The sequence below is a fragment of the uncultured Jatrophihabitans sp. genome (assembly GCF_964251945.1).
Classification (GTDB): Bacteria; Actinomycetota; Actinomycetes; order Mycobacteriales; family Jatrophihabitantaceae; genus Jatrophihabitans.
Window position 1 is genome coordinate 898,992 of record NZ_CAXULP010000001.1, and the last position, 22,813, is coordinate 921,804.

At 70.8% G+C, this 22,813-nt stretch carries 22 protein-coding genes and 1 pseudogene; 10 read left to right on the forward strand and 13 right to left on the reverse strand.

Annotation, left to right across the window (positions count from 1 at the left end):
* Positions 1-18 precede the first annotated feature (18 nt).
* From ACFFBG_RS04175 to ACFFBG_RS04185, 3 genes are all read left to right on the forward strand, one after another.
* Positions 19-1,317, forward strand: coding sequence for a citrate synthase (locus tag ACFFBG_RS04175; RefSeq protein WP_375475873.1), 1,299 nt, complete (start codon positions 19-21; stop codon positions 1,315-1,317).
* Between the two features lie 61 nt (positions 1,318-1,378).
* A complete protein-coding gene (locus ACFFBG_RS04180; RefSeq protein ID WP_375475875.1) occupies positions 1,379-1,918 on the forward strand; it encodes an RNA polymerase sigma factor in 540 nt (179 codons plus the stop codon).
* Positions 1,915-2,646 carry an anti-sigma factor domain-containing protein gene (locus ACFFBG_RS04185; protein WP_375475877.1) on the forward strand — a complete coding sequence of 244 codons (732 nt, stop codon included), beginning with the start codon at positions 1,915-1,917 and terminating at the stop codon, positions 2,644-2,646. Before ACFFBG_RS04180 ends, ACFFBG_RS04185 begins: the two co-directional genes overlap by 4 nt.
* A 6-nt stretch (positions 2,647-2,652) precedes the next feature.
* Here ACFFBG_RS04185 and ACFFBG_RS04190 read toward each other — a convergent pair whose 3' ends face one another.
* The 4 genes and pseudogenes from ACFFBG_RS04190 to ACFFBG_RS04205 all read right to left on the reverse strand — a co-directional run bounded on the left by ACFFBG_RS04190 (position 2,653) and on the right by ACFFBG_RS04205 (position 6,768).
* Positions 2,653-3,465: a DUF1295 domain-containing protein gene (locus ACFFBG_RS04190; RefSeq protein ID WP_375475879.1), complete on the reverse strand. Its 813-nt coding sequence runs from the start codon at positions 3,463-3,465 to the stop codon at positions 2,653-2,655.
* 40 nt (positions 3,466-3,505) lie between these two features.
* Positions 3,506-4,798: a class I SAM-dependent methyltransferase gene (locus ACFFBG_RS04195; RefSeq protein WP_375476257.1), complete on the reverse strand. Its 1,293-nt coding sequence runs from the start codon at positions 4,796-4,798 to the stop codon at positions 3,506-3,508.
* Positions 4,799-4,828: 30 nt separating this feature from the next.
* A pseudogene (locus ACFFBG_RS04200) lies at positions 4,829-5,503 on the reverse strand (DUF1365 domain-containing protein); the annotation flags it as partial.
* A complete protein-coding gene (locus ACFFBG_RS04205) occupies positions 5,497-6,768 on the reverse strand; it encodes an NAD(P)/FAD-dependent oxidoreductase (protein ID WP_375475881.1) in 1,272 nt (423 codons plus the stop codon). The pseudogene ACFFBG_RS04200 and the gene ACFFBG_RS04205, both read right to left, overlap by 7 nt.
* Before the next feature lie 281 nt (positions 6,769-7,049).
* Between ACFFBG_RS04205 and ACFFBG_RS04210 the strand changes: the two genes are divergently transcribed.
* The 4 genes from ACFFBG_RS04210 (at position 7,050) to ACFFBG_RS04225 (ending at position 11,879) form a co-directional block, all read left to right on the forward strand.
* Positions 7,050-7,901, forward strand: a complete 852-nt coding sequence (locus tag ACFFBG_RS04210; RefSeq protein ID WP_375475883.1) for an acyl-CoA thioesterase domain-containing protein — start codon at positions 7,050-7,052, stop codon at positions 7,899-7,901.
* A gap of 14 nt (positions 7,902-7,915) precedes the next feature.
* A complete protein-coding gene (locus ACFFBG_RS04215; protein ID WP_375475885.1) occupies positions 7,916-8,425 on the forward strand; it encodes a DUF4395 domain-containing protein in 510 nt (169 codons plus the stop codon).
* Positions 8,426-8,522: 97 nt separating this feature from the next.
* The gene (locus ACFFBG_RS04220) at positions 8,523-9,332 is read left to right on the forward strand and encodes a CPBP family intramembrane glutamic endopeptidase (protein ID WP_375475887.1); all 810 of its coding nucleotides are present in this window, start codon (positions 8,523-8,525) and stop codon (positions 9,330-9,332) included.
* A gap of 186 nt (positions 9,333-9,518) precedes the next feature.
* Positions 9,519-11,879: a LamG-like jellyroll fold domain-containing protein gene (locus ACFFBG_RS04225; protein ID WP_375475889.1), complete on the forward strand. Its 2,361-nt coding sequence runs from the start codon at positions 9,519-9,521 to the stop codon at positions 11,877-11,879.
* Positions 11,880-12,046: 167 nt separating this feature from the next.
* Here the strand turns inward: ACFFBG_RS04225 and ACFFBG_RS04230 are convergent, their stop codons facing one another.
* From ACFFBG_RS04230 to ACFFBG_RS04240, 3 genes are all read right to left on the reverse strand, one after another.
* Positions 12,047-13,249, reverse strand: coding sequence for an SPFH domain-containing protein (locus tag ACFFBG_RS04230; RefSeq protein ID WP_375475891.1), 1,203 nt, complete (start codon positions 13,247-13,249; stop codon positions 12,047-12,049).
* A gap of 18 nt (positions 13,250-13,267) precedes the next feature.
* The gene (locus tag ACFFBG_RS04235; RefSeq protein ID WP_375475894.1) at positions 13,268-13,708 is read right to left on the reverse strand and encodes an NfeD family protein; all 441 of its coding nucleotides are present in this window, start codon (positions 13,706-13,708) and stop codon (positions 13,268-13,270) included.
* A 102-nt stretch (positions 13,709-13,810) separates the two neighbouring features.
* Positions 13,811-14,647 (reverse strand): DUF3097 family protein, encoded by an 837-nt coding sequence (locus tag ACFFBG_RS04240; RefSeq protein ID WP_375475896.1) that lies wholly within the window; start codon positions 14,645-14,647, stop codon positions 13,811-13,813.
* Between the two features lie 83 nt (positions 14,648-14,730).
* On the opposite strand from ACFFBG_RS04240, the gene ACFFBG_RS04245 reads away from it, so the two are divergent.
* Positions 14,731-15,471, forward strand: a complete 741-nt coding sequence (locus tag ACFFBG_RS04245) for a hypothetical protein (protein WP_375475898.1) — start codon at positions 14,731-14,733, stop codon at positions 15,469-15,471.
* 91 nt (positions 15,472-15,562) lie between these two features.
* Positions 15,563-16,609: an alpha/beta fold hydrolase gene (locus ACFFBG_RS04250; RefSeq protein ID WP_375475900.1), complete on the forward strand. Its 1,047-nt coding sequence runs from the start codon at positions 15,563-15,565 to the stop codon at positions 16,607-16,609.
* Between the two features lie 274 nt (positions 16,610-16,883).
* Here the strand turns inward: ACFFBG_RS04250 and ACFFBG_RS04255 are convergent, their stop codons facing one another.
* From ACFFBG_RS04255 to ACFFBG_RS04280, 6 genes are read right to left on the reverse strand one after another with little or no spacing between them, the layout of a single operon-like run.
* Positions 16,884-17,936: a ferrochelatase gene (locus ACFFBG_RS04255; RefSeq protein ID WP_375475901.1), complete on the reverse strand. Its 1,053-nt coding sequence runs from the start codon at positions 17,934-17,936 to the stop codon at positions 16,884-16,886.
* Positions 17,937-18,713 carry an enoyl-ACP reductase FabI gene (fabI, locus tag ACFFBG_RS04260; protein WP_375475903.1) on the reverse strand — a complete coding sequence of 259 codons (777 nt, stop codon included), beginning with the start codon at positions 18,711-18,713 and terminating at the stop codon, positions 17,937-17,939.
* A gap of 1 nt (position 18,714) precedes the next feature.
* A complete protein-coding gene (fabG, locus tag ACFFBG_RS04265) occupies positions 18,715-19,428 on the reverse strand; it encodes a 3-oxoacyl-ACP reductase FabG (RefSeq protein ID WP_375475905.1) in 714 nt (237 codons plus the stop codon).
* A gap of 26 nt (positions 19,429-19,454) precedes the next feature.
* The gene (locus ACFFBG_RS04270) at positions 19,455-20,411 is read right to left on the reverse strand and encodes a VWA domain-containing protein (RefSeq protein WP_375475907.1); all 957 of its coding nucleotides are present in this window, start codon (positions 20,409-20,411) and stop codon (positions 19,455-19,457) included.
* Positions 20,411-21,397: a DUF58 domain-containing protein gene (locus ACFFBG_RS04275; RefSeq protein ID WP_375475909.1), complete on the reverse strand. Its 987-nt coding sequence runs from the start codon at positions 21,395-21,397 to the stop codon at positions 20,411-20,413. Before ACFFBG_RS04275 ends, ACFFBG_RS04270 begins: the two co-directional genes overlap by 1 nt.
* A complete protein-coding gene (locus ACFFBG_RS04280) occupies positions 21,394-22,455 on the reverse strand; it encodes an AAA family ATPase (protein WP_375476259.1) in 1,062 nt (353 codons plus the stop codon). Before ACFFBG_RS04280 ends, ACFFBG_RS04275 begins: the two co-directional genes overlap by 4 nt.
* Positions 22,456-22,592: 137 nt before the next feature.
* On the opposite strand from ACFFBG_RS04280, the gene ACFFBG_RS04285 reads away from it, so the two are divergent.
* Entirely contained in the window at positions 22,593-22,811 is a 219-nt protein-coding gene (locus ACFFBG_RS04285; RefSeq protein WP_375475911.1) for a hypothetical protein, read from the forward strand.
* Positions 22,812-22,813 lie beyond the last annotated feature (2 nt).

Sequence of the window (22,813 nt, forward strand, 5' to 3'; positions counted from 1 at the left end):
CACGCCCGAGAGGAAGCCATGGCCGACGCCGTCGAGAACGCCGTATTCACCGCCCCCGGCAAGGATTCGCTCGATCTCCCGGTGCGTCACTCGACGGAGGGCGCGGGCGGCGCGGACATCAGCAAGCTGCTGTCGACGACGGACCTCGTCACCTACGATCCCGGCTTCGCGAACACCGCGTCCTGCACGTCGGAGATCACCTACATCGACGGCGACGCCGGCATCCTGCGCTACCGCGGCTACCCGATCGACCAGCTTGCCGAGCACTCGACGTTCCTCGAGGTCAGCTACCTGCTGATCTACGGCGAGCTGCCCACCGCCGATGAGCTCGCCGACTTCACCAACAACGTCCGCCGGCACACCCTGTTGCACGAGGACCTCAAACGCTTCTTCGAGGGCTTCCCGGCCGACGCGCACCCGATGCCGGTGCTGTCATCGGCGGTCTCGGCGCTGTCGACCTTTTACCAGGATTCCCTCGACCCGTTCAAGGAAGAGGACGTCACCCTCTCGACCTACCGGCTGCTCGCCAAGCTGCCGACGATCGCCGCCTACGCCTACAAGAAGAGCGTCGGGCAGCCGTTCCTGTACCCGGACAACTCGCTCGGCCTCGTCGAGAACTTCCTGCGGATGACCTTCGGCTTTCCCGCCGAGCCCTACGAGGTCGACCCGGCGGTGGCCAAGGCCCTCGACATGCTCTTCATCCTGCACGCCGACCACGAGCAGAACTGCTCGACCTCGACCGTCCGGCTCGTCGGCTCCTCGCAGGCGAACCTGTTCGCCTCCGTCTCGGCAGGCATCAACGCGCTGTTCGGGCCCTTGCACGGCGGCGCGAACCAGCAGGTGCTCGAGATGCTGCAGCAGATCCAGGCGCAGGGCGGGGACGTCGCCCAGTTCGTGAGCAAGGTGAAGAGCAAGGAAGACGGCGTGAAGCTGATGGGCTTCGGCCACCGGGTGTACAAGAACTACGACCCGCGCGCGGCCATCGTCAAGAAGGCGGCGGATCAGGTGCTGCAGTCGATGGGCAAGCGCGACCAGCTGCTCGACATCGCGTTGGAGCTCGAGCAGGTCGCGCTCGAGGACGACTACTTCGTCTCCCGCAAGCTCTACCCGAACGTCGACTTCTACACCGGCCTGATCTACCGGGCGATGGGCTTCCCGACCCGGATGTTCACCGTCCTGTTCGCGATCGGCCGGCTGCCCGGCTGGATCGCCCAGTGGCACGAGATGATCAACGACAAGAGCACCCGGATCGGCCGGCCCCGCCAGCTCTACACCGGCCCGGCGGAGCGCGGATTCGTCGCGCTCGAGAAGCGGTGACCGGCCGCCGGCCGCGCGGGGCAGTGAAACCGAACGCATGACTGTCCGCGAACAAGCTGGTGTGGAGCTCGCACTCGCCGACATCGGTGATCGCCTGAACAAGGGCGACACGGTGGCCTTGGAAGAGGCCTATCGGACGCTCGGGCCCCTCGTCATCTCCTACCTCGGCCGTTACGTGCCGCAGCCGGACGTCGAAGACGTCCTGCAGAAGGTGTTCTACGAGGTGTGGCGCGTCCACACCCGCTTCGACCCGAGCCAGTCGCTGCGTGGCTGGGTTTTGGGCATCGCCCGCAAGCGCGCGATCGACCACCTGCGCAAACGTCGCGACGTCGTCGTGCCGCTCGACTCGATGCGCGAAATCACCGGCGCAGACGGTCGGGAGTTCGCCGAGCGCCTGGTCTGGGCCGATGAGATCCGCGGCGCGCTCAACATGCTGCCCCAGCTGCAGCGCGAGGTGCTCGAGCTCGCTTACTTCGACGGCTACACGCAGACAGAGATCGCAGCGACCCTGGACATTCCCCTCGGCACGGTGAAGACGCGCACGGCACGAGGCCTGCAACGCCTCGCCGGCCTCGTCGAGAACTCCGGGGGGCGGCGATGAGCGATCATCTCGCGGAGAACCTGCCGCGCCTGCTCACCGGTGACGCCAACCGCGTCGAGGTGATGGCGGCTGCAGAACACCTGCGCAGCTGCCCCGACTGCCAGCAGGAGCTGGTGTCCGCGGTCGTCGCGCACGCCTCGCTGACCTCGGCGCGGCGGTTCGCGCCCGAGATCGTCTCACCGGAGAGAGCCGAACTCGATCTCGACGCGGACTCAGCTGCGGCCGGGCCGCTGCCCGACCTCAGCTCGGTGTTCGAGACGGCGCGCGCGGAAGCCGCCGCGAGCCCGGTGCGGAGCCTGCGAACCGCTCATCGCGGGCGGTTGCTCGCCGTCGCGGCCGCCGCGGTGGTGCTCGTCGGCGGTGGCGTGACGATCGCCGAGACCGTCGGCGGCGCCGACTCGCCCGCATCGCGCACGGTCAAGCTGAGCGCCTTCGACCAGGGCACGAAGCCGGCGAAGGCGACGCTCACCGGGGGCCAAACCATGCGCATCGACGCCAGCGCCTTGCCCAAGCTGGACGCGTCGCACAGATATGAGGTGTGGTTGACCGATGACCGACGCAAGCAGATGCTGCCCGTCGGCCCGATCGGGCGCGACAACCGGGCCGAGCTGACCGTGCCGCCGACGGACATGGCCAAGTATCACGACATCGAGATCAGCGTGCAGCGCACGGACCAGCTGACCGACTACAGCGGGATCAGCGTGCTGCGCGGGTCGTACCAGGACTGAGACCGCTCAGGCCGCGGCGCGCGGCTTCCTCGGCGGCAGCGGGAAGAACATGCTGGTGCGCGCCGCGTACTCCTCCCAGCCGTCGCGCTTGCTCATGTGCTTTTCCAGGATGCGGGCGCCGGATCCCTTGGTGAGCAGCAGCGTCATGATGATCGGCGCGTAGATCGTGACGACGCCAGGCAGCGAGTCCGCGGCGATGAGGAACGTGCCCCACCACACGCAGGCGTCGCCGAAGTAGTTCGGATGCCGGGTGTAGCGCCACAGGCCGACGTCGATGACCTGGCCCTTGTGCGCTGGGTCGGCACGCCACGTCTGCATCTGGGCGTCGCCGACCGCCTCGAAGAACAGGCCGACAGCCCAGACCGCGACGCCGAGCCAGCCGACCACGCGTAACGGCCGCGGCTCGAAGGCGCCGACGATGATCGGCGAGGAGATCACCAGCGCCAGCAGGCCCTGCAGCACGTAGACCATGCGCAGGGCGTACAGGTCGCGATTGCCTTTCGCCTTGTTCAACATCTCGTCGTAGCGCGGGTCCTCGCCCTTGCCCAGCGACCGGCGCAGCACGTAGTAGGCCAGCCGCAATCCCCACAGGCCGGGCAGCAGTAGCAGCAGGTAGCGGCGCAGGCCGTCGCCGTAGCCAGCCGAGCAGACGAACGACACCACGGCGGCCGTGACGAACAGCAGGCCCCACGTGGTGTCGATGACGTTGTGCCGGCCGGCGATCTTGGCGCAGCCGAACGTGGCGAGCAGGACGACCGCGACCGCCGCGGCCGACCAGCCGACCGTCTCGAAGAACGCGGAGGTGTCGAAAGAGCTCACGGTGTCGGCCTACCCCGATCGAGCGCGGGCAGCCCGAAGGTCAGAGCGCCCACGGCCGGGTGGCCGGCATGCCGCTCCCGCCGTCGACCGTCGGCTTGACGCAGAGGAACTGGTCGACGCCCATCCGGCCCTCGTCGAAGGCGAGCGCGCCGCCGACGAGGTAGAGCCGCCACACGCGCGCGACCTCCTCGCCCTGCAGTGCGACGAACTCCTCGTAGTGCCGGTCGAAGGTGTCGATCCAGTGCTCGACGGTGCGCACATAATGCTCGCGCATCGCCTCGACGTCGCGGATCTCGAAGCCGGCGTTCTCCAGGTGCTGCAGCGTGCGCGCGAGCGGCCGCATGTGCATGTCCGGTGCGATGTAGGACTCGATGAACGCGCCGCCGCCGGGCGCGGTGCCCTGGTGCCGCGACATCTGCTGCAGCAGCAGCCGGCCGGTCGGCTTCAGGGCGTCGTGCAAAATGCCGGCGTACACCGGGTACTGGCCTTCGCCGACGTGCTCGCCCATCTCGATCGAGCTGACCGCGTCGAACGCCTCTCCGACGTCCGCCAGTTCGCGGTAGTCCTGCAGGCGCACCTCGACGCGTTCGGCGAGCCCGCGGTCGGCAATCCGCTTGACGATGAAGTCGCGCTGCTGCGCGGACAGCGTGACGCCGACAGCGCTGACGCCGTAGTGCTCGGCCGCGTGCAGGATCAGCGAGCCCCAGCCGCAGCCGACGTCGAGCAGCCGCATGCCCGGACGCAGGTCGAGCTTGCGGCAGACGAGGTCGAGCTTCGCGGTCTGCGCGTCGTGCAGCGACTGCTCGTCAGCGGTGTAATACGCCGAGGAGTACGCCATGTGCTCGTCGAGCAGCAGCTGGTAGAAGTCGTTCGACAGGTCGTAGTGGTGGGCGATTGCGGCCCGGTCGCGGCGCTGCGTGTGCAGCCGGCCGGTCAGCCGCGCCTCGGCCGCGGGCGGCTTGGGCGGCGTGCCGAACGCGCCCAGCTTCGCCGCAGCCAGCACGGCCCGGCCCTTGGCGGCGACGCTCAGCGAAACGCCGGTGCTGGGTCGGTTGCGCGCGACGCGCCACGCGCGCCGGAACCCGTCCGCGAGGTCGCCCTCGACGTCGATGTCGCCGGCGACGTACGCACGGGCCAGGCCGAGTTCGCCCGGCGCCCACAGCAGGCGGCGCAGCGCGCGGCGCGAGCGGATCACGAGGGTCGGGCCGTCGGCCGGCCCAGCTTCGCTGCCGTCCCAGGCACGGAGGCGAACCGGCAGGTCGAGGCCGGCGACATCGCGCAGCAGCGCGGCAAGCTGGTCGGCGACTGTCGCGTCGTGGTTGGTGGCAGGCATAGATACCTCCGGGTATGGCGGCCGTGGCTGGACCGGCAGTCCTTTGCGCCACAGCGAGATGCCGTGTTTGACGATCAGGGCGCGGACGAGCCAGGTCTCCAACGGGTGCCGCACCGCCACGGCGACGACCGCGCGACGGGTCGCCGGCCGGCGCACGCCGCGAACCGACGCGGTGAAGGGTCGTTCGCCCTCGCGGTGCAGCGTGATCGTTATCGCGAGCCGCTCGCCCGGCTCCGGCACGCTCATCCGGTAGGCGCCGTCGACGGGATAGAACGGCGAGACGTAGAACTGCTTCGCGGTGTCGGCGCGGCCGGCGTCGTCGGTGCGCAGCAGGTAGCGGTGCCGCTGCCGGTAGGTGTTGTGCACCTCGGCGATCACGCACGCCACCGCGCCCGACGGATCGTGGCACCAGTACAGCGTCAGCGGGTTGAAGACGTAGCCCAGGCTCCGGGCGTTCGTCAGCATCGTGATTCGGCCGCCGCGCAAGTCGATGCCCTGCTCGGCGAGGTAGGCGTCGACATTCGCGCGCAGCGGCAGCGCAGGGTCGCCGAGGTGGTCGCGGGAGCGGAAGCGGGCCAGCACACCGTGCGCGGGAAGGTCGTCCAGGTCGACGAACCACAGGTAGCTGCGATGCCGCACGTCATGCCGCACCGGTTCCGCGCGCACGTGGGCGATGTCGACCTCGTACAGGGCAGCGTTCACCATCGGACTCCGAGGCTGGCCGCCGCGGCCACACCCGAACGGCAGCCGTCCTCGTGGAAGCCCCAGCCGTGATAGGCGCCGGCATAGGCCACGACGCCGTCGTTGAGCAGCGGCAGCCGCTCCCGCGCGTGGACCGACGCGGTCGTGTACACCGGGTGCTCGTAATCCATCCGGGCGATCACGCTAGCGGGGTCGATGCGGTCCTCGCTGTTGAGCGTGACGACGTAGGCCTGCGGCGCGTCCAGGCGCTGCAGCCGGTTCATGTTGTAGCTGACCTGCACTGAGGTCGGCACCGCGTCGCAGGCCGGCAGCGAGTAGTTCCACGACGCCTGTGCCCGAGGCGTGCGCGGCAAAAGCGACGCGTCGGTGTGCAGCACCGTCGGGTTCGTCGTATAGCCGATGGCACCAAGCAGGTCCAGCTCAGCTCGGGTCGGCTCGGCCAGCATGCCCAGCGCCTGACGCGGGTGGGTGGCGATCACGACGCCGTCGAACTGCTCGATCTGGTCGGCGTCGTCGCGCACCTCGACCCCGGCGCCCACCCGGCGAACCGAACGGACGGGCGTGGACGTCTGCACCGAGGTCAGGCTCTTCGCCGCCCGTTCGACGTAGCGCGCCGAGCCGCCCACCACCGTGTACCAGACGGGGCTGCCGGTCACGCTGAGCGCGCCGTGGTTCTGCAGGAAGGTGAACAGGTAGCGCGCCGGGTAGTCGCCGGCCGCGGTTGGCGCCGTCGACCACACTGCGGCGATCACCGGCGTGATGAAGTGCGCGTTGAAGTACTCGCTGAAGCTGTTGGCCGCGAGGAACTCGCGGATCGTCACGTCGTCGTCCTCGGCGGCGAGCAGCCGGTGGGCGGCGCGGTAGAAGCGCACCACCTCACCAAGCAGCCGCAGGTAGCGCGGGGTGAGGACGGTGCGGGCCGAGGGCAGCAGGCCGGACAGTCCTCGGCCGCCGGCGTACTCGAGCCCGCAGCCGGCGCAAGAGATCGCCATGCTCATGTCGGAGGCCTGGGTGGCCACGCCGAGTTCGCTGAACAGCCGGCGCAGCATCGGGTAGGTGCGCAGGTTGTGCACGATGAATCCGGTGTCGATCGAGCGCAGCCGGCCGTCCGCGCCGACGACGTCATGCGTGTCGGCGTGTCCGCCGAGGCGGCTGTCGGCTTCGTACAGGGTGACGTCGGCCTCGTTCTGCAGGACGTAGGCGGCCGTCAGACCGGCGACGCCGCTGCCGACCACGGCCACCCGCCGCGTGGGTCGTCCATGGCTCACGGCGTGCTTCCCTCCACGGATGCTGGTCCCCGCGGTGCGCGGCGCCTGTACGAGGAGCAATTCGTCGCGCGCTGCGGCGGCGGTTCCACCACGGCGCCGCTGAGGCTCCCCCACGCGCGGGCAAGCCTTGCGCGCAACCTATCGGGTGAGCAGGCCACCTGGCGGGGCCGACGGATGGGTGGGACGAAATAGAAGGGGCGAGCGGCACGGGAGGGATGTGCCGCTCGCCTGCCCGGCAGCATACCCACGGCGATGTGAGATCGACCCCATATCGTGGGCGAGTGTCAGAGAGTTATTACCTGCCGCTTTCGGTGCCGTCTGCCATGGACGGCGGTGCCGCACATTTCCGCGCCGGCGAGCACACCGTCGGTCCCTGGGCTGCGCACCTGCAGCACGGCGGTCCGCCGAGCGCGTTGGCGGTGACTCGCGCCGAAGCCGCGGTCCGCGCGGCCGGTCGCGACGATCTCATCGCGCTGCGTCTCGCCGCGGACTTCATCGGCCCGGTGCCGGTCGGCGTGGTCGCCGTGGCCACCCGGGTGGTCCGCGCCGCGCGCAGCGCCGCACTGGTGGAGGCGGTCGTCTCGGCGGACGAGCGCGACTGCCTGGTGTGCCGGGTCTGGTTCGTGCGCGCGGCGGACACGACGGAAGTCGCCGGTGAGCTTGCGCCCCCGCCCGAGGTGCCGGCGCCGGCCGAGCCGGCCGAGCCGGCCGGGTCGGCCGAGCCGGCCGGGTCGGGCGAGTTGGGCTTGCGATTCGGCTACGGCGACAGCGTGGACTGGCGCTTCGTGGGCGTGGGGCGGATGACTGCTGCCGGGCCGGCGGCCGCCTGGGCCCGCCCGCGCGTGCCTCTCCTGCCCGGTGTGCAGATGTCCGGCTTGGCTCGCGCGGTGTTGATCGCGGACTCCGCCGGCGGGATTTCCGCCGAGCTGCCGTGGACCGAGTGGTCCTTCGCCAACGTCGACCTCGATGTGCATCTCGCCCGCCCGCTGCTCGGCGAGTGGGTGCTCTTGGACGCGACGACGCAGCTCGGCCCGGCTGGTTCGGCGCTGGCTCGATCGACGCTCAGTGACCGCACCGGCGTCGCCGGCTCGGGACTGCAGACGCTGCTGCTGAGCCGATTGCCTATCGCCTAGGTAGAGTTTTGCTCGTGGCGCAGATCCTTGGCTTCCCGAATCCGGTCAACGAACTCGCGGCCCGTTCGGTCGCCGCCGGTGTCGTCCTGCTCGGGGTGACGACGCTCGCGCTGTCGTTGGCCGCAGGCTCCGGCTGGCTCTGGCTGACCGTCGTGCTGGCCTACGGGTTCGTCGCGCGGGTGCTGGCGGGTCCCACGCTGAGCCCGCTCGGCCAGTTCGCGACGCGAGTGGTCGCCCCTCGCCTCGGACCGGCCAAACTCGTCCCCGGGCCGCCCAAGCGTTTCGCGCAAGCCGTCGGCGCGGCGTTGACCGTCGCCGCCGTGCTGCTGCACTTTGGATTCGGCGCTGACGGCGCGGCGCAGGTGCTGGTGGCCTGCCTGATCGGCGCCGCGACGCTCGAATCGGTCTTCGGACTCTGCCTCGGCTGCACCGCCTTCGGCTACCTGATGAAGGTCGGGCTGGTGCCGGCGGAGACCTGCGCCGCGTGCGCGGATCTCAGCCTGCGCGCGCCGCAACCGATCTGAGCCTCAGCCGACCCGCTTCACGCCATGAAGGAAGGCCGCTGAACACCGGGCTGAGCGGCGAGTCAGGCGGCTTCGCCCGCTGCGGCACACTGTGCGCGTGAGCGCGCAGGCCGATCGGGCCGATCAGGACGCCGATCCCGCGGGTTCACCGCACGCGGCGCGCGAGCGCCCGGGCCTTGAGCTGCTCGCGGTGCTCGGCGTGTCCTACGGGATGTCCGGGATCTACGCGCTGCTGAGCTTCCTCCGCTCGCAGGTGACGATCAACCACGGGGCCGGGTTCGGCAACGTGGCGGCGCCGGTGGTGGTCGCGCAGGCGAGCCATTACGAGTGGCTCGACGTGCTGGACCGCCTCGCCGACGTGCTGCACGGTGTGCTGCCCGCCTTCCTCGCCGTGGTGCTGCTCGCCCGCTCGCCTGGCGGGCGCGGTTTCGGAATCGGCTTTGACCGGCTGCGCTGGCGGGAACTGGCGCACGGCGCCGGTTTTGCGGCGCTCATCGGCGTGCCAGGCCTCGGCCTGGTATTCGTCGCACGCAAGCTGGGACTGAACGCGCAGCTGATCGTCACCGACTTCCCGGACGTCTGGTACCGCATCCCGGTGTTGCTGCTGGACGCGTTCCAGGACGGCGTCGCCGAGGAGATCGTGGTCGGCGCGTTCGTGCTGACCCGCCTCGGCCAGCTGGGCTGGTCGCGATCGCGGGCGCTGGCCGCCAGCGCGGTGCTGCGCGGGTCGTACCACCTGTACCAGGGTTACGGCGGCTTCGTCGGGAACGCGGTCATGGGGGTGGTCTTCGGCTGGTGGTTCCAGCGCACTCGTCGAGTCTGGCCGCTCGTGATCGCGCACTCCGTGATCGACGCGGTGAGCTTCATCGGCTACCTCTACCTGAAAAACCGAGTCAGCTGGATCTGATTACTCAGCGACGTTTCTTGTAACGAAGTGTAATTGCGACTACTGAGCGCAATTGCTTATCACTCTCTGTCTGTGAATTCCTCCCAGACTAAACACAGAGTTTACAATTGCTAATGTTTGGTTATTGTTAGGTGGAAGGCGAGCTACGACTCGCCAGGTCCCCTTTCATGACGGAGGTCGGTTGCCGTGTCGGCATCCAAGTTCTTCGAGGTTCAGCCGGGTCGCCGGCGTCGTCTTGCCGCAGTGGTGGCCGCCACGGCCGCGACCGCGGCGCTCGGCGTCGCACTGCCGCAAGGTGCCCACGCTGCCGCGACCGGCCCGGGCCCGATCCAGCAGCCTGCCGCCGCCAACGTGACGGCGGACGCGTTGCCCACGGTGCAGATGGACGGCGTGGCCTGGTCGCAGGTGATCGTCGGCAACACGGTGTACGTGGGCGGCAAGTTCGCCAACGCGTATCCGTACGGCAGCGCGGCCGGCACGAACCAGACGCCACGCACAGACATGCTCGCCTACGACCTGACGACCGGGAACTTGATCACGGCCTTCAACCCGGTGCTCAACGGCCAGGTGATGACCGTCGCGGCGTCCGCGGACGGCAAGACGATCTACATCGGCGGCGACTTCACCACCGTCAACGGCAAGACCCACAGCCACATCGCCGCGCTGAACGCCACCACCGGCGCACCGATCACCACCTTCACTGCCAACGCCAGCGCGCAGGTCAAGTCGCTGGTCGTCAACGGCACCACGATCTATGCCGGCGGAATGTTCACCGCCGCGAACGGGGTGGCCCGCGGCCGGCTCGCCGCCTACACCCCCGCGGGCGCGCTGCTGTCCTGGGCGCCGAGCGCGGACTACAACGTGAACGCGCTCGTGCTCACGCCGGACAAGACGAAGGTCGTCGTCGGCGGCGCGTTCACCAACCTGAACGGCGTCCCGGCCTACGGACTCGGCGCGGTGAGCGCGTCGACCGGCGCGTCCGTGGCTTGGGCGGCCAACACGGTGATCCGCGACTACGGCAAGAACTCTGCGATCACCAGCCTGTCCGCCGACGCCAACGCGGTCTACGCCACCGGCTACGTCTATGGCTCACCGGGCAACGTCGAGGGCACGGTCTCGATGAACCCGGCCGACGGCTCGCTGAACTGGCTGGAGGACTGTCACGGCGACAGCTACGGCAGCTACTCGAATGGCACGACCGTCTACACGGTCAGCCACGCGCACTACTGCGGCAACGACAACGGCTGGCCGGTGTACAACCCCTGGCAGTACCGGCGAACGGTGGCCTTCACCGCCAACGCGACCGGCACGCTGGCGCACAACCAGCAGAGCGGCTACCCCGACTTCTACGGCAAGCCTTCGCCGTCGATCATCAACTGGTTCCCGGACTACCTGACCGGCAAGGTCACCGGCCAGGGCCAGGCGGCCTGGACGGTCACCGGCAACAGCAGCTACGTCGTCGAGGGCGGGGAGTTTCCGGCGGTCAACAACAAGCCACAGGCCGGCCTCGTCCGCTTCGCCGTCCGCGGCACCGCCGGCAACCCGGGCACGCAGGGCCCGATGCTGAAGACCACCAGCTTCCAGCCCACGGTGGCCGTCACGTCGGACACGTCCACCCAGATCACGTTCGGCTCGAACTGGGACCGTGACGACCTGACGCTGACCTACAAGCTCACCCGCAACGGCCAGACGATCTGGACCACGACGGGCGACTCGACCTGGTGGAACTTGCCGACCCTGAGCTACACCGACAGGGGTCTGCGGCCGGGCACGGACTACACCTATCAGCTCTCCGCTTCCGACGCGCACAACAACGCGGTCACCGGTTCCGCCGTCACGGTCACCACGACCGGCGCGGCGCCGGCAACCGGCACGTCCTACGACCGCAAGGTGCTCGCGGATGGCGCCGCCAGCTACTGGACGCTGGGCGACGCCTCGGGCACCTCGGCCGCCGACAGCGCCGGCAGCAACCCGCTGACGCTGAGCTCCGGCGTCACGCTCGGCGCCGCCGGGCCGGTCTCGCCGGAGACCGCCGCGACCTTCAACGGGACGAGCACCGGCTACGCCACGGCTCAGGGCACGCAGGCAGGGCCGAACACCTTCACGGTGTCGGCCTGGGTGAAGACCACCTCGAAGACCGGCGGGAAGATCATCGGCTTCGGTGACGGTCTCACGAGCACCTCGCACGCCGACCGCTCTGTCTACCTGGACAACGCCGGGCACGTGTACTTCGGGGTCTACAGCGGTGGCGTCTACACGGTGTCGTCGAGCCAGACGGTCAACGACGGCCAGTGGCACCTGGTCACCGCGACCCTCGGCACTGGCGGCATGACGCTCTACGTCGACGGCACGCAGGTCGGCGCGAATGCCAGCGCCACCAAGGGTCAGAGCTACACCGGCACGTGGTATGTCGGCGGTGGACTGGTCGGCGGCTCCTGGGCCGGCTCGCCCACCAGCAAGTACCTCAACGGCGTCATCGGCGACGTCGCGGTGTTCGCCACCGCGCTGACCCCGTCAACGGTCTCCGCGGAGTACGCGGCGCGCTGATCGGCCGGCAGCACGCACGGACTCGGGCGGCGTCACGGGAAACCGGGACGCCGCCCGAGTCGGCTTTCCGCCCAATCCTCGCGAGTTGTCCGCGTGTCGTCGGCGCAGAGCCCGCCGACGCGCGGACAACCGCTGCGTGCGGGGCTGTTACCGGTCGCCGGGGGCTGTTACCGGTCGCCGGGAGCGAGGGGCTTGTCGAAGCCGGGCCCGGGCGGCAACGGCGAGTCGTCCGGCGAGATACCGACCCGCGCGGCGAGCGAGTCCGGGTCGTGGTCGGAGGCGCGCAGATCCCGCGCCTCAGGCTGCTCGGCAGCCGGCGTCAGATTCGAGTCGAACCAGCCGGTGGTGTCGATGCCTGCCCCGCTTCCATCCTCCGCGGGCCCGGCGGTCGACGGACTGGCGCCGGTCTGCGCGAGCCAGTTCGGCGTGCCGTCGCCGTCGCCTCCGGTCAACCGGGACAGCCCCTCGAGCGCCTTGCTGAACTCGCTGGGCACGATCCACATCTTGTTCGCGTCGCCCTGCGCGATCTGCGGCAGCGTCTGCAGGTACTGATAGGCGAGCAGCGCCGGGTCGGGCTTCGCCGCGTGGATCGCCCCGAACGTCGTCTCGATCGCCTTGGCCTGGCCCTGGGCGGCGAGGTAGCGGGCGGCGCGCTCGCCCTCGGCGCTCAGGATCCGCGCCTGGCGGTCGGCCTCGGCGGCGAGGATGACCGCCTGCTTCTGACCCTCCGCGTCCAGGATCTGCGCGGCCTTCTGGCCCTCGGCGGTCTTGATCGCCGATTCCCGTTGGCCCTCGGCCGTCAGGATGAGCGCGCGCTTGTTGCGGTCGGCGCGCATCTGCTGCTCCATCGCGTCCTGGATCGACGGCGGCGGGTCGATGGCCTTGATCTCCACACGGGCCACCCGGATGCCCCACGGACCGGTCGCCTCGTCCAGCACCCCGCGCAGCTGGGTGTTGATCGAATCGCGGCTCGTCAGCGCCTGTTCGAGGTTCAGCGAGCCGATGACGTTACGCAACGTGGTGATCGTCAGCTGCTCGACAGCTTGGATGTAGTTGGCGATCTCGTATGACGCGGCGCGCGGATCGGTGACCTGGAAATAGATGACCGAGTCGACGCCGACGGTGAGGTTGTCCGACGTGATCACCGGCTGTGGCGGAAAGCTCACCACCTGCTCACGCAAGTCGATCATCGGGCGCATCCGGTCGACGAACGGCAGCAGCAGCGTCAGGCCGGGGCCCTGGGTGCGGGTGTAACGCCCCAGCCGCTCGATGACGGCCGCGCGCGCCTGCGGCACGATGCGCACCATCCGGATGAGCACGAAGATCACGACGACGGCCACGACGATGGCGGCGATGGCTGCAGCGTTCATTCGATGCCTTCTCTCTGATCAGTCGAACGGGTCTTTCCACACCACGGCCGTCGCGCCCTCGATTGCGACGACCGAGACGCGGGTGCCCGGTGGCAGCAGCTGCCCCGGATCCCTGGCCCGCGCCGACCACTCCCCGCCGTTGAGCCGCACCCGGCCGCCGGCGTCCCGGCCCACCTCGGCAAGCACGACCGCCTCCCGGCCGACCAGCGCGTCCGAGCCGGTGATCGCGGCCGGGCCCGGGTGCAGGTGCCGAATGGCAATCGGTCGCACGAGCCAGACCAGGCCCGCGGTCACCGCGAGGAACACCACGACCTGCAGCACCACCGGGGCGCTCAGGGCTGCGGCGACGGCGCCGCCGCCCGCGCCGCCGGCGACCATGAGCAGCACGAAGGTGTTCGTGACCGTCTCGCCGGCGGCGAGCGCCCCGGCGATGATCAACCAGACGAGCCATGCCGCCATGCGCCCATCCTGCACCCGCGGTGCAAGGCGGTGGCCGATCGAGACCGCGATCCTGTCGCCACGAGCGCGTGCCTGGTCCGGAAGTTGCCGAGACGATCGCCGTCAGGCAGCGGTCACGAAGTCGATCAGCTCCTCGACCGCGCGCAACAGCGGCACCTCGACGTCGGCGAAGCTGTCGACGCTGGCGAGCACGCGCCGCCACATCTCCCGCGGCTCGGCGACTCCGAGCGCGGCGCAGACGCCGGCTTTCCAGTCGACGCCGCGCGGCACCGTCGGCCAGCGCTCGATGCCGAGCGCCGTGGGCTTCACGGCCTGCCACACGTCCACGTACGGATGACCGGTCACCAGCACGCCGTCGCGGTATCCGGCGCGGTGCAGGTCTGCGACGATCCGCGACTCCTTGCTGCCGGTCACGAGGTGGTCGACGAGCACGCCGACTCGCCGGCCCGGACCGGGTTCGAACTCGCGCACGTGGGCGACGAGGTCGTCGATGCCGCCGAGCGGTTCGACGACGACGCCTTCGATGCGTAGGTCGTCGCCCCAGATTCGTTCGACGAGCGCGGCGTCGTGCCCGCCCTCGACCCAGATGCGGCTCGCCCGCGCGACTCGGGCGGCGGCCCCGGCCATCGCGTAGGAGCCACTCGCGGTGCGGGCCGTCTTGGGCGCCTTCGCCGCGGGCGCCGGTCGGACGAGCGTCACGGGTGCGCCGTCGAGCAGAAACGCCGCCGGCAGCATCGCAAACACGCGCTGCGTGCCGCGCCGGTCCTCCAGGGTCACGGTGAGCCGCTTCTCGCCGGCGTCCACCGCGACGCCCACCGCGACGACCGCGCCGCAGAAGCCGGTGTCGGCAGTCTCCACGACCAGGCCGGCATCGGCCGGCACCTCGGGCACCTGCCGCCGGCGCGGCGGCTGAGCGAGCACGTCGCGGTAGTCACGCATGCTGGGCGACGCTACGGCGGCTGCGCGGCCCAGCGGCGACCGCCACGCCGGTGGGATCCCCTGCAGACGTAACGTGGGATGCCGTGCCGGTCCCCCGTTCCTGCCTGCTCGCCGCGTGGAGCAACGCGTTCTTCGCCGGCCAGGCGAGCCTCGACCAGGTCGTCGACGCCGTCACCCGGGCCGACGGGCCGCACGTCGTCACCGGGCTGCCGGACATCCCGGCTGCCGCGCACCTGCGCGAGCTGCTCGTGGCCTGGCGCCGCGCCGGCGAACGCGTCCGCGCTGTCCTGCCGGTCCCGGGCGACGTGCGTGGGGTGCCCGGCCCGCGGCCGTTCCCGACGGTCGCGCTGGACGCGGGCGAGGCGGCGTTCGCAGGCGGCATCGGCGTCGCGCCGGCGGTCGTCGACCACGCGCCCAGCAGCGCCCCGGCGTCGGTGATCTGGCAGGCCTACGCCGTCGGGCTCGTCGCCGCAGATCACCTCTCGCTCGAGGACACCGGTTACGAGCTCGCCGTCGCGATCCGCGAGTGCGCGAGCACGCTCACCGCGGCGCAGGTTTCCGGCTCGACGGGCGCGGTGGGTCCGGCGCTGTCCGACGCCCGGCGCGCTGGCGAGGCGCTCGAGCTGCCGCCCGGCCACCCGCCGCGCGCGGTCGGCCTGCTCGCGCAGGCCGAGCGGCTGCAAGCGGTTGTTGATCTCGCGCTTGCCGACCCGCTGGGCGGCGCGGTCGACCGGGCCGGCGTGTCACTTCGGGTCGACGCGCTTCGGCCGCTCGCCACCGCGGTGCGTCGCGCGCGGCTGGCCGGCTACAACGCCGGCGGCTGAGCGCGACCGCAACCGCGCGCGACCGCAACGGCGCGCGACCGCAACCGCGCGGAAACGTGGCGGACTCGGCTCGGCGCCACCGTGAGCGGACATGGCGGTCAGCTCCATCGGCGATGGCCGGCGGCAGCGCCAGCCCGGCCGGCGCGGCGCGGCGAACCGTCCTCGGCCGACTGTCCGGATCGAGTCCCAGGTGATCCACGGCTATCGCCGGGTGTATCGCATCGCCGGGGCCGGCCCGCCTGTGTTGCTCATTCACGGGATCGGCGACAGCTCGGCGACCTGGCGCACCGTGCTGCCCCAGCTGGCGCGCCGACACCTCGTCATCGCCCCCGACCTGCTCGGCCACGGGGCGTCGGCCAAGCCGCGGGCCGACTACTCGACCGCCGCCTACGCCAACGGCATGCGCGACCTGCTCGGCGTGCTGGGCATCGACCGGGTCACGCTCGTCGGCCACTCCTTGGGCGGCGGCGTCGCCATGCAGTTCGCCTACCAGTTCCCCGAGCGCACCGAGCGGATGGTGCTGGTGTCGTCGGGCGGGGCCGGCCGGCACGTCTCGCCCCTGCTGCGCACGGCGTCGCTGCCCGGCGCGCAAGCGGCGCTGGCGGCGCTTCGGCTGCCCGGCGCACGCAGCGCTGTGAACGCCGCGATTTGGCTGCTCGAGCGTTTCGACACCGGCCTCGGCCTGGACGCTCCCGATCTGCGCCGGGTGGTCGAGGCGTTGCCGGACGCCACGGCCCGGGCGGCGTTCATCCGCACGCTGCGCTCGGTCGTGGATTGGCGCGGCCAGGTCGTCACGATGCTGGACCGCTGCTATCTCGTGCGCGGCATGCCGACCCTGCTCATCTGGGGCGACCGGGATAGCGTGCTGCCGATCGGGCACGCGTACCAGGCATATGCGGCCATGCCCGGCAGTCGGTTGGAAGTCTTCGAGGGCGCTGGGCACTTCCCGTTCCGCAGCGATCCCAACCGATTCGTCGACGTGCTCGAGGACTTCCTCGCCTCGACCCAGCCGTCCGAGTGGGGCGTCGAGCAGTGGCGGGAGTTGCTGCGCGCCGGCCGGCCGGCCGCGGTGCAGCACACCGAATCGCCGCGCTTCGCCGAGACGCTGCGTGCCGCTAGCGAACGCTCGGCTACCTAGCGTGACTGAACACTCGGAGTGTCCAGTCACTCTGAGTTACCGGTGACTCCCCGTGACTGAACACTCAGCGTTACTGGGAAGCCGCCGGGGCGTTGGCGCGATCCGGACGGACCTAGCAAGATCTGACCCTGCCCGGTGTGGACCCAAGAGAGTGGTGCGGTAACCATCGAGCGGTGCGGCATCGCGCACCACTCAGTTCGAAACGCACCACCAACGCGTTCGGGCGTTCAGCGTTCGGGCGTTCAGCGTTCGGGCGTTCAGGTATCCGGGGCGTTCAGGCGGTGCCGCCGGCCGCGGCGGGCCGGCGCTGAGGCGCGGGGCAGCAACCGGTCGGGCAGTCGACGCCGCACAGCCCCAGCCGGCCGAGCGCGCGCGGCGCCGCGCCGCTGAGCCGCTCTTCGACGAGTTCGCGGATCGCCGAGACGAACGCAGGGTGCGTGTTCGCGGTGGCAGCGCGCGCGAACGCGAGGTTCAGCTCGGCTGCGGTCTCCGCCGCTTCGTTGTCGAGATCCCAGCGCACCTCGATGTGGTCGGAGACGAAGCCGGTCGGCGCGACCACGACCGCGCGCGCCCCGCGAGCTGCGAGCTCCCGCACATGGTCGTTGACGTCCGGTTCCAGCCAGGGCACCTGCGGGGGGCCGGATCTCGACTGCCAGGCCAGGTCGAATTCGGCGCCGGCGCCGCGCACCGCTTCGGCGACCAGCCGGGCCGTCTCGAGCTGCTGGCGGGCATAGAGCCCGTCTGCGCACGGACCTGACGTGTCGTTCATCGACGTCGGGATCGAGTGGGCGGTGAACACCAGCCGCGCGTCGTCGCGCAGCTCCGCCGGCAGTCGCGCCAGCGCTGCGCGCAGGCCGTCGGCGTTCGCCGCAATGAAGCCAGGATGGTCGAAGAAGTGCCGCAGCTTGACCAGCTCGGGCGCGTCGTCGCCCGTCTCGCGCTGGGCCCGCGCCATGTCCTCGCGGTATTGCCGGCAGCCCGAGTAGGACGAGGTGGCGCTCGTCGCGAACACCAGGGCCCGGCGCACGCCATCCGCGCGCATCTCGGCCACCGCCTCGGTCGCGAACGGCGCCCAGTTGCGGTTGCCCCAGTAGATCGGCAGGCCGATGCCGTTTTCGGCGAACTCGATCCGCAGCGCCGCGATGAGCGCCCGGTTCTGCTCGTTGATCGGCGAGACGCCGTCGAAGTGCTGGTAGTGCGCCGCGACCTCGACCAGCCGAACGTCGGGGATCCCGCGCCCGGCTGTGACGTTGCGCAGGAACGGCATGACATCGTCCGGGCCCTCCGGACCCCCGAACGACAACACCAGCAGCGCGTCGAACTCCACTCAGACGCCCATGGCGTGGAATCCGCCGTCGACGTGCAGCAACTCGCCGGTCGTCGAGGGGAACCAGTCCGACAGCAGCGCCAGGGTGCTGCGGGCGACCGGCTCGGCGTCGGTGTTGTCCCAGCCGAGGGGCGCGCGAGTGGACCACGCGTCCTCGAAGGCGTGAAACCCTGGGATGCTCTTCGCCGCCATGGTGCGGATCGGCCCGGCCGCGATCAGGTTGACCCGGACGTTCTTCGGGCCGAGTTCGCGGGCGAGATAGCGCGAGGTCGACTCCAGCGCCGCCTTGGCGACGCCCATCCAGTCATAGGCGGGCCACGCGACCCGAGCGTCGAAGTCCAAGCCGACGATCGAGCCGCCGACGCCACCGTTGCTCTCGAACAGCGGCAGGGTCGCCGTCGCGAGCGACTTCAGCGAGTACGCGGACACCTGCAAGGCGGTCGCGACGTCCTCCCAGGGAGCGTCGAGGAAGCCGCCGCCGAGGCACGAGGGCGGCGCGAAGCCGATCGCGTGGACAACGCCGTCGAGCCCGTCGACATACTCCCGGGTACGGTCGGCAAGCGAGGCAAGCTGCGCGGGGTCGGCGACGTCGAGCTCGATGACCGGCGGCGGCGTCGGCAACTTGCGCGCGACCCGCTCGACAAGCGACATCCGCCCGTAGCCGGTGAGCACGACGGTCGCGCCTTCCTGCTGCGCGAGTCGGGCGATCGTGAAGGCGATCGACGCGTCGGTGATGACGCCGGTGACCAGCAGCCGCTTCCCGTCCAGCAGACCCACGTCAGATTCCCATCCCCACGCCGCCGTCGACCGGCAGCACGATGCCGGTCACGTAGGCCGCGGCCTCCGAGGCCAGGAACAGCGCGGCCGCGGCGATCTCGTCCGCCTCGCCGTAGCGTTTGAGCGGCACGCCGGAGAGCACCTCGTCGCGGCGCGCCTGCGTCATCACGGCGGTCATGTCCGTGTCGATGAAGCCCGGGGCGATGACGTTCGCGGTGATCGAGCGGCTGCCGAGCTCGCGGCTGATCGAGCGCGCGAGGCCGATCAGCCCGGCCTTGCTGGCCGCGTAGTTGGCCTGGCCTGGCGCGCCGAGCAACGCGACGACGGACGACACGAAGATCATCCGCCCAGAGCGGGCCCGCAGCATGCCCTGGGTGGCGCGCTTGGCGACGCGATAGGCGCCGGTCAGGTTCGCGTCCACGACGCTCGTGAAGGAGTCCTCGCTCATCCGCAGCAGCAACGCGTCGTCGGTCATCCCCGCGTTGGACACCAGCACCTGAATTGCGCCGTACTCCTGCTCGACGGCGGTGAACGCCTCGTCCACCTGCTCGGCGGACGTGACGTCGCACTTGACGCCGAACAGGCCGTCTGGGACGCCGCTGCCCCGGTGTGTGACCGCAACCCGATCGCCCTCGGCGGCGAAGGCCCGCGCGATCGCCAGGCCGATGCCGCGGTTGCCGCCCGTGACGAGGACGGTTCTCGGTTCCTGCTTCACGATCCCGACGCTAGCGGATCAAACCGTCAGACGAGGCGCCCGGACCAGAGCATCGCGGCCCCGCCGGCGGCGAACAGCACGAGCAGCCCGGTCAGGAAGAAGCGCCAGCTGATGTCCCGGCGCGAGGTGGTGTAGCCGATCTGGGACCCGATGTCGGCGTAGACCGATTTCAACTGCTCCTCCGAGGCCGCGGTGTGAAACGACCCGCCGGTGCTCGTGGCGATAGTGCGCAGCGCATTGTCGTCGGCGGGGACGGGCACGAGGCGGCCTTCTTGCTCGACGGTGCCGGTCTGCGTGCCGAACGCGATCGTCGACACCTCGACATGCGCCGCTTTCGCCGCCGCGATCGCGCTGGTGACGGAACGGCCGTAGGTGCTGTATCCGTCGCTGAGCAGCACGATGCGCGCCGGCGGCGGCTTGGCGCCCTTCCCCGCCTGGGCCTCGCTGAAGATCTGGATCGACTGCAGCGACGTGAAGATCGCCTCGCCGATCGCCGTGTAGTTGGCGAGCCGCAGGCTCTTGATCCCCTGCTTGACGGACGTGCGGTCGAGCGTGGGCGGCACCAGCACGCTGGCGCTCTTGGCGAAGCTGATCAGGCCGAGGTTGATCTGGCGCGGCAGCAGCTGGACGAAGCTCGTGCCGGCGCTCTGCGCGGCGGCGAGCCGGCTGGGCAGCACGTCGGTGGCCTTCATCGACAGCGACACGTCGATGTCCAGCATCACCGTGGCTCGATCGCGCGGCACTCGAACCGCGCTCGACGGACGCGCGACGCCGATCGACAGCACGCTCAACGCGATCAGCAGCAGCGCGAAGGTCAGGTGCCGCCGCCAGCCGGGGCGCCGCGGCGCGAGGCTGCCGAGCAGCTCCACATTGCTGAACCGCGCCACGTAGCGCGTGCGGCGCAGCTGCAGCGCGATATACAGCGCGAGCAGGACCGCCACGCCCAATAGCAGCAATAGATAGGCCGGGGACAGGAAGCGCATCACCGGACTCCGGTTCCGACGGCCGCGCCGACGAACTTGCGGCGGGCGATCACGAATCGCACGACGTCGGCGAGCCAGTCGCGGTCGGTGCGCAGTTGCAGGTGCGCGGCACCGGCGTGCCGCAGACCCGTGGCGATCCGCTCGCGCTGCTGCTGGGCGGCCGCGGCGTATCGGGCGCGCACCTGCCGGTCACTCGTCTGCACTTCGAGCTGGCGGCCGGTCTCGGTGTCGACGAAGGTCACCAGGCCGGCCGCGGGCAGTTCGAGTTCGCGCGGGTCCAGCACCTCGATGCCGAGCAGCTGATGCCGATCGGCGAGCCCGCGCAGCGCGCGCTCGAACGCGGGCGGCTCGGACGTCGCGCCGGCGCCGCTGTCGAGGAAGTCCGAGACGACCGCGACGAGTCCGCGGCGGCGCTGCGGGCGGCGCAGCGACTCGAGCAGCCGGGCGAGGTCGACGTCGCCGCCCTGCGGCAGCCGCGGCGTCGTCGCGATGCGCCGCAGCAGATGCTGGGCGTGCGCGCGCCCGGCCCGTGCCGGCACGACATACGAGCGCTGTCCGTCGCCTACCACGGCGCCGACGCGGTTGCCGCCGCGCACGGTGAGGTGGGTGACGGCCGTCAGCGCGGCGAGCACCAGCTCGCGCTTCTCGGTCAGGCCGGTGCCGAAGTCGAGGCTCGGCGACACGTCGACGACCAGCCAGGTCTCCAGCTCGCGGTCGGCGATCGTCTGCCGGATATGCGGAACTGTGGTGCGGGCAGTGACCGGCCAGTCCATCCGCCGGACGTCGTCGCCAGGCAGGTACTGCCGCGACTCGCCGGCCTCCGAGCCCGGCCCGGGCACCAGCCCTTGGTAGTTGCCCTGCAGCAATCCGTCCAGGCGGTTGCGGACGGTGAATTCGAGGCGGCGCAACAGCACGTCCGCGCCGTGGAGGTCGAGCACCGGGCCGTGGTCGTCGGCCAGCGGCGCGGGCTGGTAGGGCGCGCTCACGCCGAGCGCTCACCCCACTGCGGCTGCTGCGGCGGCGCGGCCTGACCGTAGACGAGCGGCTGGCTGGCGGCTCCGGGTTGTGCCGGCCCCGACGGCGTCATGTCGATCGGTCCCCCGGCCCGCTGCCGGGGCGCGACCTGCGGCAGCGGCACGGCCTGCAGCACCCGCCGCACCGCATGGGGCGCCGGCACGCCGTCGGCGATCGCGTCATAGCTGAGCACCAGGCGGTGCGCGAGGACGTCGACGGCGATGTCGAGGACATCCTGCGGCAACACGTAGTCGCGGCCGCGCAGCAGCGCCATCGCCCGACCCGCGGCGATCAGACCCAGACTCGCGCGCGGGCTGGCGCCGTAGGACACCCACTGGGCGACGTCTTCGAGGCCGAGCTGGCGCGGGGTTCGGGTCGCCAGCACAAGCCGCACCACGTAGTCGACGATCGCGTGGTGGACGAACACCCGGCCGGCGCTGGCCTGCAGCCGCAGCAGCTCGTCGGTGGAAAGCACGGTGTTGGCCGAGGGCGGCGCGACGCCCATCCGGTAGATGATCTCGCGTTCCTCGGCTGCGGTCGGGTAGCCGACCGTGATCTTCATCAGGAATCGGTCGCGTTGGGCTTCGGGCAGCGGATAGACGCCCTCGGACTCGATCGGGTTCTGCGTGGCGAGCACGAGGAACGGCAGCGGCACGTCGAAACGCCGGCCGCCGATCGTCACGTGCTTCTCGGCCATCACCTCGAGCAATGCGGACTGCACCTTGGCAGGGGCCCGGTTGATCTCGTCGGCGAGCACGAAGTTGGCCATGATCGGGCCGAGCTCGGTGTCGAACTGCTCGGCGCCGGGACGGTAGATGCGGGTGCCGAGGATGTCGGACGGCACGAGGTCCGGCGTGAACTGCAGCCTGCTGAAGCTGCCGCTGACGGTCTTGGCGAGCGTCTCGACGGCGAGCGTCTTGGCCACGCCGGGCACGCCCTCGAGCAGGCAATGGCCCTGTGCCAGCAGGCTGACCATCAGCCGTTCGACCATCCGCTCCTGGCCGACGATCACCCGCTTGACCTCGAACATCACGCGCTCGAGGGCCGCGGCGTCGGAGGCCGGGGTCGAAGTCTGCTCGGGCTCGCTCACGTCTCTCCTCGGGCTGCTCTACCTCGGCGGCTGGACTTGTGAGGAAACGGTACGGGACGTCGCTGTACGGTGCCTGGGTGAACGACGCGCCGCCGGCGGGGCCCGGCGACGACGGCGCCCGCTGCTCGGCGAAGGGCTGTCAGGCGGCCGCGACGACGGCGTTGAGCTGGCGCAATCCGCGACTGCACGACGCTGCCCGGGTGAAGCGCTGGTTGGCCTGCGATGAGCACGCCGACTTCCTCGCCGACTTCCTGCGCCGTCGCGACTTCCTGCTCGCCCGCGACGTGCTCACGTGAGC